The following is a 16,910-nucleotide window of genomic DNA, read 5'->3' as shown; positions in this document are numbered from 1 at the left end:
AGAGAGGTCAGTTGGCGCGGCCGAGGTACCGGCCGTCGCGGGTGTCGACCTTGAGCTTGTCGCCGGTGTTGACGAACAGCGGCACCTGGATCTGCGCGCCGGTCTCCAGGGTGGCGGGCTTGGTGCCACCGGTGGAGCGGTCGCCCTGCAGGCCCGGGTCGGTGTGCTCGACGACGAGCTCCATCGTCACCGGGAGCTCGACGTACAGCGGCGTCCCCTCGTGGACGGCGACCGTTGCCTCGGTGTTCTCCAGCAGGTAGTTCGCGCCGTCGCCGACCGTCTCGCCCGGGACGTGGATCTGCTCGTAGGTGTCGCCGTCCATGAAGACGTAGTCGGCGCCGTCCTTGTACAGGTAGGTCATGCCGCGCTTGTCGACGGTGGCCGTGTCGACCTTGGTGCCGGCGTTGAAGGTGCGGTCGACGACCTTGCCCGAGAGCACGTTCTTCAGCGTGGTGCGCACGAACGCACCGCCCTTGCCGGGCTTGACGTGCTGGAACTCGGTGACGGCCCAGAGCTGGCCGTCGAGGTTGAGGACCATGCCGTTCTTGAGGTCGTTGGTGGTAGCCATCTAGAGGACCAGCAGTTCCTTGCTCGTGAGGGTCAACAACTCGGGCGCGTCCGCCGTGACGACGAGCGTGTCCTCGATCCGGACACCGCCGTGGCCGGCGAGGTAGACGCCGGGCTCCACGGTGACGGCCATGCCGGCGGCCAGGGTACCCGTGCCCAGCGGGCCGATGCTCGGTGCCTCGTGGATCTCGAGGCCGACGCCGTGCCCCAGCCCGTGCAGGAAGTGCTCGCCGTGCCCGGCCTCGGCGATCACGTCGCGGGAGGCGTTGTCGACGGCGACGACGTCGGTGCCGATCGCCAGCGCCGCCCGCCCGGCCGCCTGCGAGGCGGCCACCAGCGCGTAGATCTCCCGCTGCCAGTCGGCCGGCTCCCCCAGGACGACGGTGCGCGTCATGTCGGAGTGGTAGCCGTCGACGGTGGCGCCGAAGTCCAGCTTGAGGAAGTCACCGGCGCGCAGCTCGGTGGCGTCGGGCCGGTGGTGCGGGATCGCCGAGTTCGCGCCCGCGGCCACGATCGTCTCGAAGGACGGCGCCTCGGCGCCCAGCGCCAGCATCCGAGCGTCGAGCTCCCGGCCGACCTGCCGCTCGGTGCGGCCCGGCCGCAGCGCGCCCTCGCTCGCGAGCTCGGCCAGCGCCCGGTCGGCGATCGCGCACGCGCGGCGCAGCGCCTCGATCTCGTCGTCGTCCTTGATCAGCCGCTGCGCCTCCACCGCCCGGCGGATCGAGGTGAGCTCGGGCACGGTCCCCCCGGCGGCGGTGTCGGCGAGGACGCGCTGCAGCGCGGCCAGGCCGTCGACGGTGACGTCGTGGCTCTCGTAGCCGATCCGGCCGACCCCGCGGCGGACCGCCTCGGCGGCCAGGCTCGCCACGGTGCTGCGGTCGACCAGCAGCTCGACGTCGGGCACCTGGACGCCGGCCTGCGTGACGTAGCGGCCGTCGGTGCCGAACAGGTCAGCGCCGTCGGTACGGACGAGCAGCGCGCCGTTCGACCCGGTGAAGCCGGTCAGGTAGCGGACGTTGAGCAGGTTGGTGACCAGGACGGCGTCCAGCCCCCGCTCGGCGGCGGTGGCCCGGAGCCGGTCCCGCCGCTCGGCCGTCCTCACCGGACGCCCCGCAGCGCCATCCACTGCAGCGCGAGCACGTACCCCTCCACCCCGAGCCCGGCGATGACGCCCGTGGCGACGCCGGAGACGTAGGAGTGGTGCCGGAAGTCCTCGCGCCGGTGGATGTTGGTGAGGTGCACCTCGATCACCGGGGCGCCGACCATGGCCAGCGCGTCGCGCAGGACGACGGAGGTGTGCGACCAGCCCGCCGGGTTGATCACCACGGGGTCGTCGGCGTCGGCGGCCTCGTGCACCCAGCGCAGCAGCTCGGCCTCGTCGTCGGTCTGCCGGATCCGCACCTCCATCTGCAGCTCGTGCCCCGTCTTCTCGACGATCTCGACGAGCTGGGCGTAGGTGGTGGCGCCGTACTTGTCCGGCTCGCGGCTGCCGAGCCGGCCGAGGTTGGCGCCGTTGAGGACCTGGATCGTCACGCTGCCTCCGCAACTGCTGCCCAGGCGGCGTCGAGCCAGGCCTGGTCGGGATCGGTCAGGATCGTGGGATTGCCCATGCCGTCGAGGACGACGAAGCGGTGGGACGCGCCGCGGGCCTTCTTGTCCACCCGCATCACCGACTGCAGCCGCGCCCAGTCGCCGCGGTACCGGGTGGGCAGGCCCATCGCGGTGAGCAGGTCGCGGTGCCGGTCGGCGGCGGCGCGGTCGAGCAGCCCGGCCTGCACGCCGAGCTCGGCGGCGAACACGAGCCCGACGGCGACCGCCTCGCCGTGCCGCCAGCCGAAGTCCTCGATCCGCTCGATGGCGTGGCCGAGGGTGTGCCCGTAGTTCAGGTACTCCCGGCGCCCGGTGTCGAAGAGGTCCTCCCCCACCGCGTCGGCCTTGACCTGCACCGCACGCTCGATCAGCTCGGCCGTGTCGCGGCGACCGGTCGGGTCGGCGGCCAGCAGCTCGAGGATGCGGCCGTCGGCGAGAAAGCCGCACTTGACCACCTCGGCCAGCCCGCTGCGGAACTCCGCGTCGGACAGCCCGGTCAGGACGTCGGTGTCGGCGAGGACGGCGGCCGGCGGGTGGAACGCCCCGACCAGGTTCTTGCCGGCGCCGGTGTTGATGCCGGTCTTGCCGCCGACCGCGGCGTCGACCATGCCCAGCAGGCTGGTCGGCACCTGCACGACGCGGACGCCCCGGGTCCAGGTGGCGGCCAGGAACCCGGCGAGGTCGGTGACCGCTCCCCCGCCGACACCGACCACCGCGTCCGAGCGGGTCAGCCCGAGCCGGCCGAACTCCTCCCACACCTGCGCGGCGACCTGGGCGGTCTTCGCGGCCTCGCCGTCGGGGACGACGACCGCCTCGGCGGCGACGCCGGCGGTCTGCAGCGCCTCGACCGCGGCCCCGGCGACCGCGGCGAGCGGCGGCGCGTGCACGACCGCGGCCCGCGCCGTCCCGGCCAGCACGAGACCGAGCTCGGCGGCCGCGCCCGGGCCGATGACGACTTCGTAGGGCTTGTCGCCGGCGACGGTCACCCGCCTCACGGCGTGGTCCTCGAGGTCAGCAGGGCCGCGACGTCGGCGATGACGTCACCGGGCTCGCGGCCGCCGGTGGGCACGGTCGCGGTGGACACCTCGGCGTAGAGCGGCGCCCGGGTCTCCAGCATCTGCCGCAGCATCGCGCGCGGGTTCACGCCCAGGATCGGCCGGTCGCGGGACAGCCCGACCCGCTTGGCCGCCGAGGGCAGGTCGACGTCCAGCCAGACGACCGTGCCGCCGTCGTGGGCGTGCGCGACGAGCAGCGCGCGGGTGGCCGCGCTGGTGACCGCGCCGCCACCGAGGGCGAGCACGCCGTCGTGTTCGGCCAGCGCGCGGGACACCGCCTGCTCCTCCAGGGCGCGGAAGTGCGGCTCGCCGTACTGCACGAACAGGTCGGCGACCGTCGTCCCGGCGACGTCCTCGATGTCGGCGTCGGTGTCGCGGAACTCGACCCCGAGCAGGTCGGCCACCGCCGTGCCCACCGTGGTCTTGCCCGACGCCGGAGGACCGACGAGCACCAGGAGCGGGCCGCTCATCGGATCGCGAGCGAGTCGAGGTAGGCCTGCACATTGCGGCGGGTCTCGGGCACCGAGTCGCCGCCGAACTTCTCCAGCGCCGCGTCGGCGAGCACGAGGGCGACCATCGCCTCGGCGACGGCGGTCCCGCGAGGAACCGCGCAGGCGTCGCTGCGCTGGTTGATCGCGACGGCGGGGTCGCCGGTGGCCACGTCGACGGTCTGCAGCGCCCGCGGGACGGTGGAGATCGGCTTCATCGCGGCGCGGACCCGCAGCACCTCGCCGTTGGTCATGCCGCCCTCGATGCCGCCGGCGCGGTCGGTCAGCCGCCGCACGCCCGCCTCCGAGGGAACGATCTCGTCGTGGGCCACCGAGCCGCGACGGCGGGCGGTCTCCAGCCCGTCGCCGACCTCGACCGCCTTGACCGACTGGATGCCCATGAGCGCGCCGGCCAGCCGCGAGTCCAGCCTCCGGTCCCAGTGCACGTGGCTGCCCAGGCCCGGGGGCAGGCCGTGGACGACGACCTCGACCACCCCACCGAGGGTGTCGCCGTTCTTCCGGACGTCGTCGATCTCGGCGACCATCCGCTCGCTGGTGGCCGGGTCGGCGCAGCGCACCGGGTCGTCGTCGATCCGCGCGGTGTCGTCCGGGCCGGGGACGACGCCGTCGGGGACGGTGACCGGGCCGATCGCGACGACGTGGCTGACCACCTCGACGCCGAGGGTCTGCCGCAGGAAGGCCTGCGCGACGGCGCCGAGCGCGACCCGGGCCGCGGTCTCGCGCGCGCTGGCCCGCTCCAGCACCGGGCGGGCGTCGTCGAAGCCGTACTTCTGCATGCCCGCGAGGTCCGCGTGGCCGGGCCGCGGGCGGGTGAGCGGGGCGTTGCGGGCCTGGCCGGCGAGCACCTCGGGGTCCACCGGGTCCGCCGACATGACCGTCGTCCACTTGGGCCACTCGGTGTTGCCCACCTGGATCGCGATCGGGCCGCCCATGCTCAGGCCGTGCCGGACGCCGCCGGTGACGGTGACCTCGTCCTGCTCGAAGGACATCCGCGCCCCGCGACCGTGTCCCAGACGACGGCGGGCCAGGGCGGCGTCGATGTCCTCCCTGCGGACCTCGACGCCGGCCGGCAGGCCCTCGAGGATGGCGGTGAGCTGCTGGCCGTGCGACTCACCGGCGGTCAGCCAGCGCAACATGGCGACATTCTGTCAAACGTGGCGTCAGCGGCCGTCGAGGGCGGCACGCATCTCGGTGATCGGCGCCGGCTGCCCGGTCATGAGCTCCACCTGCTCGGTGGCCTGCCAGAAGAGCACCTCGAGCCCGCTTATGACGGTGCCGCCGGCCTCGAGCACGCGCTCGGCCAGCGGTGTGGGCCACGGGGCGTAGAGGACGTCGAGCACGGTCTGCCCGGCCCGCCAGCCCAGACCCAGCAGGTCCGGCTGGGCCCCGATCGGCACGGTGCTGACGACGACGTCGGCGGCCACCACCGCCCCGGCCATCGGGGTGACCGTCGTCGGCACGCCCAGCGCCTCGAAGACGCGCAGCACGTCGGCGGCGCGCGCCGGCTCCCGGACGACGACGTCGACGTGCTCGGCGCCGAGCTCGGCCAGCGCGACCGCGGTGGCCGCGGCCGTCCCGCCGGCGCCGAGGATCGCCGCCCGGGCGACGCGCTCCACGCCGGCCAGCTGCAGCGCCATGCCCACGCCGTGCACGTCGGTGTTGTCGGCCCGCCAGCCACCGCCCGGCAGGTGGGTCAGCGTGTTGGCCGCCCGCAGCAGCCGCGGCAGCGCACCGACCTCGTCGGCGGCCGCCGCGGCGGCCTGCTTGCACGGCATGGTCACCGAGAAGCCCCGCCACTCCTCGCCCAGGCCGGCGAGCAGGACCGGGACGTCCTCGGCGCCCAGGTCGAGCGCGTCGTAGGTCCAGTCGCTCAGCCCCAGCGCGCGGTAGGCCGCGCGGTGCAGCAGCGGCGAGAGCGAGTGGCTGACCGGGCGGCCGAGGACCGCGGCCCTCATCCGCCCGGGTGCTCCCGCAGCCACTGCTGGAAGAGCGCCACGTTCGCCGCGTGCTCCTCGGCGGTGGTCGCGAACCGGGTCTCGCCGGTGTCGGGGTCGACCACCACGAAGAACAGCCAGTCGCCCTGCGCCGGGGTGAGGACGGCCTTGATCGCGTCCTCGCCCGGGTTGCCGATCGGGCCCGGCGGCAGCCCCGGGTGCACGTACGTGTTGTACGGCGACGGGTTCTGCCGGTCCTCGGGCGTCGTCGTCAGGCCGGACTTGCCGTTGGCGTAGTTGACGGTGGTGTCCAGCTGCAGCGGCATGTTGATCGCCAGCCGGTTGTCCAGCACCCGGGCGACCTTGGCCATGTCCTCGACGCTGCCGGCCTCGGCCTGCACGATGCTGGCCTCGGTGAGCACCGACAGCCGCTGGTCCTCGGGCACGCCCAGCTGGTCCAGCGCCTGGACCGTGCGGGCGACCATGGCCGAGAGCAGCGCGGCCGCGGTGGTGTCGGGCTCGACGTCGTAGGTCGCCGGGAAGAGGAAGCCCTCGAGGGAACCGTTGGCGTAGGCCGGCAGACCCAGCGCGGCCGGGTTGGCGGCCGCGGCCTGCAGGTCGGCCAGCGGCATGCCGGTGGCGTCGGAGATCTTCTGCAGCGTGTTCACCGCGATCGTGCCCTCGGGGATGGTCACCCGCGTGACCAGCCGGGACGACGGCTCGAGCAGCAGCTCCAGCGCCGCGGCACCGCTCATGTGCGTGCGCAGCTTGTAGACGCCCGCGGTGATGCCCATGGCCTTGGGGTTCGCCTTGGCCGCGTCGGTGAACGGCCCGACCGAGGCGATGACGTCGGCGTTCACCAGGGTGCGGCCGATGTCGCTGAGCGTGTCGCCGTTCTGGACCCGGACCTGGACGCTGCCGGTCCCCTGACCGCTGTAGTCCTCGGACACGAACAGGCCGATCAGCTTCTGCCCGCCGAAGACGACGCCGGCGATCAGCCCGGCGAGCACGAGCAGCGCGAAGACCACGGCCACGGGCCGGCGCCGCCGGCGGCGCCGGCCGCTGCGCGGGTCGTACGGCTTGAGCGGGATGTCCTCGTCGTGCTCGTCGTCCGGGTGACCGTCGTGCAGCTCGTCGTCGTGCAGGTCGTCGTCGTGCAGGTCGTCGTGGACGTCGGCGACCCGCCGCTCGGCCCGGCGGCGACGGCGACCGCGTCGCGGCTGGTCCTCGTCGACGTTGGCACCGATCACCTCGAGGCCGCCGGTGCGGTCCTCCCAGCCGAGGTCGTCGAGCGCGTGCGCGTCGGTGGCCGGCTCGTCGGAGTGCCCGTGCAGGTCGTCGTCGTGCAGGTCGTCGGGGTGCAGGTCGTGGGGGTGCAGCGGCGGCTGCGCCTCGGTGGGCGCGTCGTCGCCGTCGCGGCCGGCCAGCCGCGACCAGGCGCCCGGCGGGGGCGGCGGCAAGGGTGCCGAGGGGTGGTGGCCCTCGTCGTCCACCTGCCCGCTCCACGTGGCCGGCAGGTCCTCGGTGACGGGCTGGTTCTCGGGGTGCTCGCCACCACCGCGGTGCCGCCACTGCACCGGCACGGGGCCGGTCTCGTCGGCGTCGTCGTAGTAGCGGGAGCCGCGGGGCACGCCGGCGCCGGAGGCACCGGCGAAGACGTCGCGGCGCCGGGGGGCGCGGGCGGGGTAGAAGGCGGCGGTGTCGCCGTCCTCCCAGTCGGACCGATCGGAGCGGGCCAGGCGGGGGTCGGGCAGCTGCTGCTCCCAGGACGCCTGGTCGAAGACGTCCTCGTCGTCCTCCCAGTAGCCGGAGTCCGGCTCGGCGGACGGCTGCCAGGAGGTCGGGACGCCGCTCGCGTCCTCGGACGACGAGTGCCGTCCCCGGGGTCGCGGCGCGTCCGGATACCTCACGAGGATGACCCCCGCGTATCGAGGAACTGCTGCAGGATCACCACGGCCGCGGCCTGGTCGATCACGGAGCGCTGCGCGCGGCTGTCGCGGCCTGCTTCCCGGAGGGATTGGGCGGCGGTCACAGTGGAGAGCCTTTCGTCGACACGATGCACGGGCACGTCCCCTATGCGCCCGGCCAGTGCCCGAGAGTAGGCGTCGGCGTCCTCCGCCGAGGCGCCCGACGCACCTGACAGGTGCCTCGGGTCTCCCACCACCACCTCGGTCACCTCGTGTTCCACGACGAGGGCGGCCAGGCGGTCGAGGTCGGACTCGTCCTTGGCCCGCTTCACCGTCTCCAGCGGGCTGGCCAGCGTGCCGGTGGCGTCGGACAGCGCGATCCCGACCCGGACGGTGCCGACGTCGACGCCCATCACCCGGCCGCCGCGACGGCGCCGCGGCGGCACCGACAGCCCGGCCGGCAGCCCCTTGGACAGGTCGATCTCGGCGGTCTCGTTGGAGACCGGCGGGAAACCCCGCGACAGGTCGATCTCGGTGGTCGGGTGGTACGCCGGCTGCGGCGCGGTCCGCGGCCGGGCGGGCGGCACCTTGGGCAGGTCGCGGCGCCGCTCACCGACCGGGCCGGTGTCCTCCGGGTTGTGCTCCGTCACGATTCCTACCTCCCGACGGCGGCCGCGACCGCCTCTTCTCCGGCCTTGAGCGCTGCGGGGATACCCGCGGGGTCCGTGCCGCCGCCCTGGGCGACGTCCGGCTTGCCCCCACCGCGGCCGCCCACGTGCGGCGCCGCCGTCTTGATCAGCTCGCCCGCCGACAGCCCGCGCGCGACGGCGCCCGGGTCGAGCGCCGCCACCAGCGCGACCTTTCCACCCGACTCGGAGGCCAGCAGGACGACGGCGGGGCGGTCTGAACCCATCCGGCCGCGCACGTCGAGGGCCAGCGTGCGCAGGTCGCCGCCGCCCAGGCCGTCCGGCGCGCCGGTGACGACCGCGACGCCGCCGACGTCGGTGGCCTGCTGGGCGAGCGTGCCGGCCACGGCGAGCGTCTGCTGGGCGCGCAGCTCCGCGAGCTCCTTGTCGACGTCGCGCAGCCGGGCGAGCATGCCGCTGACCCGCTCGACCAGGCCGTCGGTCGGCGTCTTGAGCAGGTCGCCGAGCTGGCGGACCAGGTCGCGCTCGCGGGCGAGGTAGCGGAAGCCGTCGAGACCGACGACGGCCTCGACACGGCGGGCGCCCGAGCCGACCGACGACTCACCGGTGAGGGCCAGGGTGCCGATCTGCGCGCTGCCGCGCACGTGCGTGCCACCGCAGAGCTCGCGCGACCACGGGCCGCCGATCTCGACCACCCGGACCTGCTCGCCGTAGGTCTCGCCGAACAGCGCCAGGGCGCCGATGGCCTGCGCCTCGGGCAGCGTCATGTACGTCGCGGTGACCTGGTGGTCGGCGCGGACGGCGGCGTTGGCGACGTCCTCGATGTCGTGCCGCTGCTGCTGGGTGAGCGCGCCCTGCCAGGCGAAGTCCAGGCGCAGGTAGCCGGGGCGGTTGTACGAGCCGGACTGCAGCGCCTGCGGGCCGAGCACCTGGCGCAGCGCGGCGTGCACGACGTGCGTGCCCGAGTGCGCCTGGCAGGCCGAGAGCCGCCACTCGCGGTCGACCTCGGCGACCAGCTCGGTGCCGGCGCGCAGCTCGCCCTCCAGCACGCGCACCTGGTGCGCCACCAGGCCCTTGACCGGCCGCTGCACGTCGAGCACCTCGGCGCGCCCGCCGTCCCAGGTGAGGACGCCGGCGTCGGCGATCTGGCCACCGGACTCGGCGTAGAACGGCGTGCGGTCGAGGACGACGCGGGTGATCTCGCCGCTCCCGGCGACGCTCTCGCCGTCCTCCTCCACGTCGGAGACCACCCCGAGCACGCGCGAGTCGGTGCGCAGCGTCTCGTAGGCCCGCCAGTCGGTCGGGCCGTGGTCGGACAGCAGCCGGCGGTAGGCCAGGACGTCGACCGAGCCGGTCTTCTTCGCCCGCGCGTCGGCCCGGGCGCGCTCGCGCTGCTGCTGCATGAGCGCGCGGAAGCCCGGCTCGTCGACGCTCACGCCCTGCTCGGCGGCCATCTCGAGGGTGACGTCGATCGGGAAGCCGTAGGTGTCGTGCAGGCTGAACGCCTGCTCGCCGGTCAGCCGCGGCGTGCCCGACGCCTTGGCCTGGCGGACGGCGTTGTCGAACAGCGTCGTCCCCTGGCTGAGGGTGCGCCGGAACGCCTCCTCCTCGGCGTAGGCGACGGCGGAGATGCGGTCGAAGTCGCTGGCCAGCTCCGGGTAGCTCGGGCTCATCGCGTCCCGGGAGACCGGCAGCAGCTCGGGCAGCGTGGCCTCGTCGACCCCGAGGCGCTTCATCGAGCTGATCGCACGGCGCAGCAGCCGGCGCAGGATGTAGCCGCGGCCCTCGTTGCCGGGGGTGACGCCGTCGCCGATGAGCATCAGCCCGCTGCGGACGTGGTCGGCCACGACCCGCAGCTGGACGTCGTCCTCGTGGTTGCGGCCGTAGGTGACCCCGGCGAGTTCGGCGCCGCGGCGCAGCACCGGGACGACCTCGTCGATCTCGTAGAGGTTGTCCACGCCCTGGAGCAGGTAGGCGACGCGCTCCAGGCCCATGCCGGTGTCGATGTTCTTCTTCGGCAGGTCGCCGACGATGCGGAAGTCCTCCTTCGACTTCACGTCGTCGAGCTGGTACTGCATGAAGACGAGGTTCCAGATCTCCAGGAACCGGTCCTCGTCGACGACCGGGCCGCCGTCCGGGCCGTGCTCCGGGCCGCGGTCGTAGTAGATTTCGCTGCAGGGGCCGCCCGGGCCGGGCTGGCCGGTGTGCCAGTAGTTGTCCTTGAGCCCGCGCCGCTGGATGCGCTCCTCGGGCAGGCCGGCGATCCGCTTCCAGGCGTCGGCGGCCTCGTCGTCGTCGAGGTAGACGGTGACCCAGATCCGGTCGGGGTCGAAGCCCAGCTTGCCGTCCTCCTGGGAGCCGGTGACGAGGTCCCAGGCGTGCTGGATCGCTCCTTCCTTGAAGTAGTCACCGAAGGAGAAGTTGCCGTTCATCTGGAAGAACGTGCCGTGGCGGGTGGTCTTGCCCACCTCCTCGATGTCGAGGGTGCGCACGCACTTCTGCACGCTGGTGGCCCGCGGGTAGGGCGCGGGCTCGCGGCCGGTCAGGTACGGGATGAACGGCACCATGCCTGCGACCGTGAACAGCAGCGAGGGGTCCGGCGACACCAGCGAGGCGCTGGGGACGATGGTGTGGCCGCGTTCCGCGAAGTGCTCGAGGAAGCGGCGGCGGATCTCGGCGGTCTGCATTCGTCTCTACTTCGTTCTCGCTCGGGCTCGGGAGGATGGGTGGCCGGTGGCGCCCGCGGGCCTAGTCGTCGGCGGCGTACAGGCCGTGGCGGGGCAGGGCGAGCCGCTCGCCGGCGGGCAGTGCGAAGGGCCGGTGCACGGCAGCGGGGACGTCGAGGCCGGCCGCGGCGCGCAGCTCGGCTTCGCGCTCGGCGGCGGCCAGGCGGACGTCGGCGCCGAAGTCGCCCACGGCGGCCGCGAGGTCGCGCAGGCCGTCGGCCGCGGAGCCGAGGACCCCGGCCGGCGTCAGGCGCTCCGCGGCGGCGGAGACCTTGCGGACGACGAGGGCGCCCATGGTGGCGCCCATGGACAGCCAGAACAGCCGGCGCATCATGCCGCCCGCCGGGAGGTGCGGCGCGCGGACGAGCCGCGCCGGCCGGCCGTGGCGCGTGCCCGGCTCTCCTGCCGGATCCGCGCTGCCGTGCGGACGCCGTAACCGAGGGACGCCACCTTGATCAGCGGCCCGCCGAGGGTCGCGGACACGACGGTGCCCAGCGGGGCGGGCTCAGCGACGACGTGGGGCGGCGGCACGTCGACCGGCTCGGCCACGGTGCTGCGCACGGGCCCGGCCGGTTCGTCCGCCACCCGGGGGGCGGTGCTCGGCCGGTCCGCGACCGGCGCCGGCTGCTGTTCGCGGGTCCACCGCAGGGTGGCGGCGGCCTCGTCCAGGTACCGCCCGAGCTTGCGCAGCGGCACCGCCAGCAGCAGCACCAGCGCGGCGAAGACCACGACCGCGGCCAGCCCGATCCACTCGCTTGCGCTCACGCGTGCTCCCACTTCCCCGGATGTGCCGCCCTCGGCGGAGTTGCCTCGACCCGGCAACAGTAGTCGGGGGCCCGGCGGCTCACCGGGGACGCCGGAGGATGGCGCGCAGCTTCCCCAGACGCGCGCCGATGGCGGCCTCGGCGCCGCGGCCGGTCGGCCGGTAGTAGTCCTTGCCGACCAGCGCGTCGGGCGGGTACTGCTGCGGCACGATGCCGTCGGGGTGGGCGTGCGGGTAGACGTAGGTCTTGCCGTGGCCGAGCTTCTTGGCCCCGGAGTAGTGCGCGTCGCGCAGCCCGGCGGGCACCGGCCCGGCCAGCCCGGCGCGCACGTCGGCGACCGACTCGCCCATGGCCACGGTGACCGCGTTCGACTTGGGTGCCGTGGCCAGGTGGACGACGGCCTGGGCGAGCGGGAAGTGCCCCTCGGGCATGCCGATGAACGCGACCGCGTCGGCGGCGGCGACCGCGGTGAGCAGCGCGGTCGGATCGGCCATCCCGATGTCCTCGCTGGCGCTGATGACCAGCCGGCGGGCGATGAACCGCGGGTCCTCCCCTGCCTCGACCATCCGGGCCAGGTAGTGCAGCGCTGCGTCGACGTCCGAACCGCGGATCGACTTGATCAGCGCGCTGGCGACGTCGTAGTGCTGGTCGCCCTGCCGGTCGTAGCGGACCGCGGCCTGCGCCACCGCGGTCTCGAGGGTCTCGAGGTCGAGCTCGGCGTGCCCGGCCGCGATCGCGGCACCGGCGCCGGATTCCAGGGCGGTGAGCGCCTTGCGCCCGTCGCCGCCGGCGATGCGGACGAGGTGCTCCCCGGCCTCCTCGGTCAGCGTGACCGCGCCGTCGAGACCGCGGTCGCTGGTGAGCGCGCGGTGCAGGAGCGTCCGGATGTCGTCGTCCTCGAGGGGCTGGAGGGCGAGCACGAGGGAGCGCGACAGCAGCGGGCTGACCACGGAGAAGTACGGGTTCTCGGTGGTCGCGGCGATGAGGCTGACGATGCGGTCCTCGACCGCGGCCAGCAGCGAGTCCTGCTGGGTCTTGGAGAAGCGGTGGACCTCGTCGATGAACAGCACGGTGCGCCGGCCGGCGAAGGTCAGCTCCCGCTTGGCCGCGGTGATGACCGCGCGGACCTCCTTGACACCCGAGTCGAGCGCCGAGAGCTGGACGAACTGGCGCTTGGTGGCCAGGGAGATCACGTGCGCGAGAGTCGTCTTGCCGGTGCCGGGCGGGCCGTAGAGGACGACGGACATCGGCTCATCGGCCTCGACCAGCCTGCGCAGCGGCGAGCGCGGACCGAGCAGGTGCTGCTGCCCGACCACCTCGTCGAGCGAGCGCGGCCGCATGCGCACCGCCAGCGGCGCCCCGGGATCGACGGCGCCGGTCTCCTCGACGGGCTCGTCGAACAGCGAACTCACAACTCCGAAGCTACCCGCGCCCTCCGACGCTTCCGGTCAAGCGCGGCCCCTCCGGCCGAGTGAGCACTTGCGGTCGTCGACGCGCGCGGACACACCGACGCGGGCGACCACAAGTGCTCACTCGGCATGTCCACAGGCAGATCCGCTGTCCACGGATCCCGCGGAGAAGGACATCGGCGTCGCCTTCGCGGCGACGGTCGCCGGGTGGATCGACGAGTTCTCAGGCCGACGTACACCCGCGCCGAGGCGCTGGCCGTGGGCATGACGCGAGCACAGCTTCGGGACGACGGACAGCGGGTGACGCGCGGCGCGTACGTCTCGCAGGCACTGCCGCTCTCGGTCCACGCCGCGTGCACCGCCGCTCTCGGCGTCCTGCCGGACGGCGCCGTCGTCTCCCACCTGACGGCCGCGGCGCTGCTGGGCGCGCCGGTCCCGCACCGGTGGCCGCTCCAGTTCAGCGTTCCGCCGGGCACGTACCGCGCACGCCGCGACCGTCTGCGGATCCACGTCCGGACGCTCGAGGCGTCGGACGTCGTCCTCCACCGCGGTCTGCCGATGACCAGCGGCGCGCAGACGTGGCTCGACCTTGCTGCCGTGCTGCCGGCTCGAGACCTCGTGGCGGTCGGTGATGCGCTGTGGCGGGCGGAGCGATTCGACGCGCAGGGACTGGCGGAGCGCGTGGCCCGTGCGGACGGCGTCCGTGGCGTCGTCCGTGCGCGGCAGTGGGCCCCGGTGTTGACCCCGAAGGCCGCCTCCCGCCCCGAGAGCCTGCTCCGGGTGGCGTTGATCGAGGGCGACGTCCCGGATCCCGAACCCCAGGTGCCGATCCTCGACAGGTGGGGACGGGAGGTCGTGCACGCGGACCTCGGCTACCCGGAGTGGCAGGTGGCGCTGGAGTACGAGGGCCGGCAGCACGCCGAGCGCGACCAGTTCCGCGCGGACCTCGACAGGTACACGCTCACGGCGGCCGACGGCTGGCTGCTCCTGCGCTTCGGCGACCTGCACATCGACCGCCCGTGGACCGTCGTCGACCGCACCGCGCGAGCTCTCCGGAGCCGAGGCGCCCGCTGGTGAGCCGGCCGAGTGAGCAGTTGCGGTCGCCGACACGCGCGGACACGCCGACGCGGGCGACCGCAACTGCTCACTCGGCCAGCGCGGGTGGCTCAGCCGGCCTCCTCCCGGCGCACGGGGGCTCCGGTCTCGGCCAGCCGCTCCAGCAGGTCGGCGGCGGTGGCCGCGCCGCCGTGGCGGGCCAGCGACTCCCCCACCGCCCGCGCCCGCTCGGCGAACGACGGCTCGGCCAGCACCCGCTCCACGGCCGCGCGGACCTTCGCCGGCGAGGGCCGGCCGGTGCGCAGGTCGAGGCCGGCGCCGGACCACGCGACGCGGCGGGCGATCTCCGGCTTGTCGATCGTCCCGCCGGCGACGACGAGCGGGACTCCGGCCGCCAGCGAGGCGAGCACCCCGCCCCAGCCGCCGTTGGTCACCACCACCGACGTCCTCGGCAGCAACGAGTCGTAGGGCAGGAACGCCGCCTGGTGCGCGTTGCCCGGCACGGCACCGGGAGGCAGCGCCGCTCCCCCGGTCGCCGCCGCCACGGTCACCCCGGCGTCCGCGAGCCCGGTCAGGGACGGGAGCAGCAGCTCGGCCGGGTCGACGTCGTAGGTGCCCTGGGTGACGTGCACGAGCGGCCGGTCGTCGGGCAGCGACGCCCACCACGGCGGCAGCGGCCGCCCGCTCGGCGGTGGCGCCAGGTGCCCCACGAAGTGCACCTGCGGGGGCAGGTCGCTGCGCGGGTACTCCAGCTCCGGAACACCGTGCGTGAGCACGAGGTACGGCGAGTAGAAGGCCTCCAGCGCCGGGACCCGCGTCGCCGGCAGGTCCACCGATGCGCGGACCTCGGCGGCGACCGCGTCCAGCTTCCGACCCAGAACGAGCGCGGTGATCCGCCGCAGCGCCGCGTCGCGGGCACGGCCCAGCGGACCCCGCCCGGGCAGCAACCCGAGCCCGAACGGCGGCAGATCGCGGCTGGGCAGCGCGAGCGGCGTCACGGCGACCGACGCCCAGGGCGTCCCGCTCGCCTCGCCGGCCAGCGCCGAGCCGCCGGTGAGCTGGTCGGAGACCAGGAGGTCGAACGGACCCGCCGCCAGGATGTCGCGCGCCTGGCCGGCCGCGCTGCGCAGGAACACGTGCTCGACGTTGGCCGTGACCGCCCGCAGCCCGCGCCCGTCGGTGACATCGGGGAAGGTCGCCGACAGGTCGGACTCCTCGAAGTCCGGCGCCCGCTCCCACGGCAGCCAGGTGGCGCCGACGTCGGAGAACCGGGAGCCGTACTTCGCCCCGGTGTGGGCGACCACCTCGTGGCCGCGGCGGGCCAGCTCCGCCGCGACCGCGACCATCGGCCCGACGTGGCCGGCGAACGGCATGGCCGCGACGAGCACGCGCACGGGGCACCTCCGACGGCTGCGGAACGCCCCGGGACACTAGCGGCCGAGGACCTCCTTGAGGGCCGCGAGCACCAGCGCCACCGTGTCGGGCCGCGCGTTCTGCCCCATGAGCCCGATCCGCCAGACCGTCGCCGCGTAGGCCCCGACGCCGCCGCCGATCTCCAGGTCGTAGCGCTCCAGCAGTTCCTTGCGCACCGCGGCGGAGTCGACGCCGTCCGGCACCTTCACCGTCGTCAGCTCGGGCAGCCGGTACCCGTCGGCCGCGAACAGCTCCAGGCCGAGAGCCTCCAGGCCCTCGTGCAGCAGCCGGCCGGCCTCCTCGTGCCGGGCGTGGACGGCCTCGAGCCCCTCGTCGAGGATCCGGCCGAGCCCTGCGTGCAGCGAGACGACCATGCCGGTCGGCGCGGTGTGGTGGTAGGTGCGGCCACCGGACCCGGCGGCCTCCCCGGCGTAGCCGCCGAGCATGCCCAGGTCGAGGTACCAGCTCTGCGGCTTCTCGATCCGCCGCTCCCACGCGCGGTCGCTGATCGTGAACGGCGCCAGGCCGGGCGCGACACCCAGGCACTTCTGCGAGCCGGAGTACGCCAGGTCGACGCCCCACTCGTCCAGGAGCACCGGGATGCCGCCCAGCGAGGTGACGCAGTCGGCGAGCAGCAGCGCGTCGCCCTTGCCCTCGGCCAGCGGGGTGAGGTCCGAGCGCACGCCGGTCGAGGTCTCGGCGTGCACGGCGGCGATCAGCTTGGGTGCGGGGTGCGCGGCCAGGACGCGCGAAGCGTCCACGGGCTGCCCCCACTCGTGCTCGACCGCGATGACCTCGGCGCCGCAGCGCGACGCGACGTCGACCATCCGCTGCCCGAACAGCCCGTTGACCGCGACGACGACGACGTCACCGGGCCCGACGGTGTTGACGAACGCGGCCTCCATGCCGGCCGAGCCGGTCGCCGACAGCGGCAGCGTGCGCCGGTTCGCCGTCCCGAAGATCGTGCGCAGCCGGTCCGACGTCTCGTCCAGCACCTGCAGGAACAGCGGGTCCAGGTGGCCCAGCAGCGGATACCCGAGCGCGACGGTCGCCTCCGGGTAGGGGTTGGACGGGCCGGGACCGAGCAGGGTGCGGGAACGCAGCGGCATGTCCCGCACCCTACGGCCGCCCGTTCGGCCTTCTGTCGGTGCCGCCTGCCAGCCTGCGGCGCATGACCGCAGAGGCAGCGCACGCGTTCGACTTCGTCTTCGGCCGGTGGCGGGTGCACAACCGCAAGCTGCGGGACAACACCGACCCCGCGTGCGACGAGTGGGTGGAGTTCGAGGGGACGAGCGAGGCGTTCCCGCTGCTCGACGGGCTCGGCCACCTCGAC

At 74.4% G+C, this 16,910-nt stretch carries 16 protein-coding genes; 1 reads left to right on the top strand and 15 read right to left on the bottom strand.

From position 1 onward, the window contains the following. Positions 1-7: 7 nt before the first annotated feature. From efp to GGQ55_RS20830, 13 genes are all read right to left on the bottom strand, one after another. A complete protein-coding gene (efp, locus tag GGQ55_RS20890; RefSeq protein WP_179720037.1) occupies positions 8-568 on the bottom strand; it encodes an elongation factor P in 561 nt (186 codons plus the stop codon). Continuing rightward, positions 569-1,669 (bottom strand): M24 family metallopeptidase, encoded by a 1,101-nt coding sequence (locus tag GGQ55_RS28580; RefSeq protein WP_179720035.1) that lies wholly within the window; start codon positions 1,667-1,669, stop codon positions 569-571. It lies immediately after the preceding gene. Next, the gene (aroQ, locus tag GGQ55_RS20880) at positions 1,666-2,100 is read right to left on the bottom strand and encodes a type II 3-dehydroquinate dehydratase (protein WP_179720033.1); all 435 of its coding nucleotides are present in this window, start codon (positions 2,098-2,100) and stop codon (positions 1,666-1,668) included. The genes GGQ55_RS28580 and aroQ overlap by 4 nt, the downstream gene beginning before the upstream one ends. Beyond that, on the bottom strand, positions 2,097-3,152 hold the full coding sequence (aroB, locus tag GGQ55_RS20875; protein ID WP_179720031.1) for a 3-dehydroquinate synthase: 1,056 nt from the start codon (positions 3,150-3,152) through the stop codon (positions 2,097-2,099). Before aroB ends, aroQ begins: the two co-directional genes overlap by 4 nt. Then, the gene (locus GGQ55_RS20870) at positions 3,149-3,682 is read right to left on the bottom strand and encodes a shikimate kinase (protein WP_179720029.1); all 534 of its coding nucleotides are present in this window, start codon (positions 3,680-3,682) and stop codon (positions 3,149-3,151) included. Before GGQ55_RS20870 ends, aroB begins: the two co-directional genes overlap by 4 nt. Continuing rightward, a complete protein-coding gene (gene aroC / locus GGQ55_RS20865) occupies positions 3,679-4,857 on the bottom strand; it encodes a chorismate synthase (RefSeq protein WP_179720027.1) in 1,179 nt (392 codons plus the stop codon). Before aroC ends, GGQ55_RS20870 begins: the two co-directional genes overlap by 4 nt. Positions 4,858-4,881: 24 nt before the next feature. Next, positions 4,882-5,676 carry a shikimate dehydrogenase gene (locus GGQ55_RS20860; RefSeq protein ID WP_179720025.1) on the bottom strand — a complete coding sequence of 265 codons (795 nt, stop codon included), beginning with the start codon at positions 5,674-5,676 and terminating at the stop codon, positions 4,882-4,884. Then, positions 5,673-7,565 (bottom strand): endolytic transglycosylase MltG, encoded by a 1,893-nt coding sequence (gene mltG / locus GGQ55_RS20855; protein ID WP_366489878.1) that lies wholly within the window; start codon positions 7,563-7,565, stop codon positions 5,673-5,675. Before mltG ends, GGQ55_RS20860 begins: the two co-directional genes overlap by 4 nt. Then, complete coding sequence (gene ruvX, locus GGQ55_RS20850) at positions 7,562-8,212, bottom strand: Holliday junction resolvase RuvX (protein WP_179720023.1); 651 nt, start codon at positions 8,210-8,212, stop codon at positions 7,562-7,564. The genes mltG and ruvX overlap by 4 nt, the downstream gene beginning before the upstream one ends. A gap of 5 nt (positions 8,213-8,217) precedes the next feature. Then, a complete protein-coding gene (gene alaS / locus GGQ55_RS20845; protein WP_179720021.1) occupies positions 8,218-10,896 on the bottom strand; it encodes an alanine--tRNA ligase in 2,679 nt (892 codons plus the stop codon). Positions 10,897-10,957: 61 nt separating this feature from the next. Next, a complete protein-coding gene (locus tag GGQ55_RS20840) occupies positions 10,958-11,269 on the bottom strand; it encodes a hypothetical protein (RefSeq protein ID WP_246323847.1) in 312 nt (103 codons plus the stop codon). Continuing rightward, positions 11,266-11,700 carry a DUF948 domain-containing protein gene (locus GGQ55_RS20835; protein WP_179720019.1) on the bottom strand — a complete coding sequence of 145 codons (435 nt, stop codon included), beginning with the start codon at positions 11,698-11,700 and terminating at the stop codon, positions 11,266-11,268. The genes GGQ55_RS20840 and GGQ55_RS20835 overlap by 4 nt, the downstream gene beginning before the upstream one ends. A 79-nt stretch (positions 11,701-11,779) precedes the next feature. Then, positions 11,780-13,111: a replication-associated recombination protein A gene (locus GGQ55_RS20830; RefSeq protein WP_179720018.1), complete on the bottom strand. Its 1,332-nt coding sequence runs from the start codon at positions 13,109-13,111 to the stop codon at positions 11,780-11,782. Between the two features lie 297 nt (positions 13,112-13,408). Between GGQ55_RS20830 and GGQ55_RS20825 the strand changes: the two genes are divergently transcribed. Beyond that, positions 13,409-14,185 carry a type IV toxin-antitoxin system AbiEi family antitoxin gene (locus GGQ55_RS20825; RefSeq protein WP_246323846.1) on the top strand — a complete coding sequence of 259 codons (777 nt, stop codon included), beginning with the start codon at positions 13,409-13,411 and terminating at the stop codon, positions 14,183-14,185. A gap of 89 nt (positions 14,186-14,274) precedes the next feature. Here GGQ55_RS20825 and GGQ55_RS20820 read toward each other — a convergent pair whose 3' ends face one another. Further along, positions 14,275-15,558: a glycosyltransferase gene (locus GGQ55_RS20820; protein WP_179720016.1), complete on the bottom strand. Its 1,284-nt coding sequence runs from the start codon at positions 15,556-15,558 to the stop codon at positions 14,275-14,277. A gap of 36 nt (positions 15,559-15,594) precedes the next feature. After that, positions 15,595-16,686, bottom strand: a complete 1,092-nt coding sequence (locus GGQ55_RS20815) for a pyridoxal-phosphate-dependent aminotransferase family protein (RefSeq protein ID WP_179720014.1) — start codon at positions 16,684-16,686, stop codon at positions 15,595-15,597. Between the last annotated feature and the right edge of the window lie 224 nt (positions 16,687-16,910).

This window comes from Petropleomorpha daqingensis, from assembly GCF_013408985.1.
Lineage (GTDB): Bacteria > Actinomycetota > Actinomycetes > Mycobacteriales > Geodermatophilaceae > Petropleomorpha > Petropleomorpha daqingensis.
This window is presented reverse-complemented; position numbering and strand designations above follow the sequence as displayed.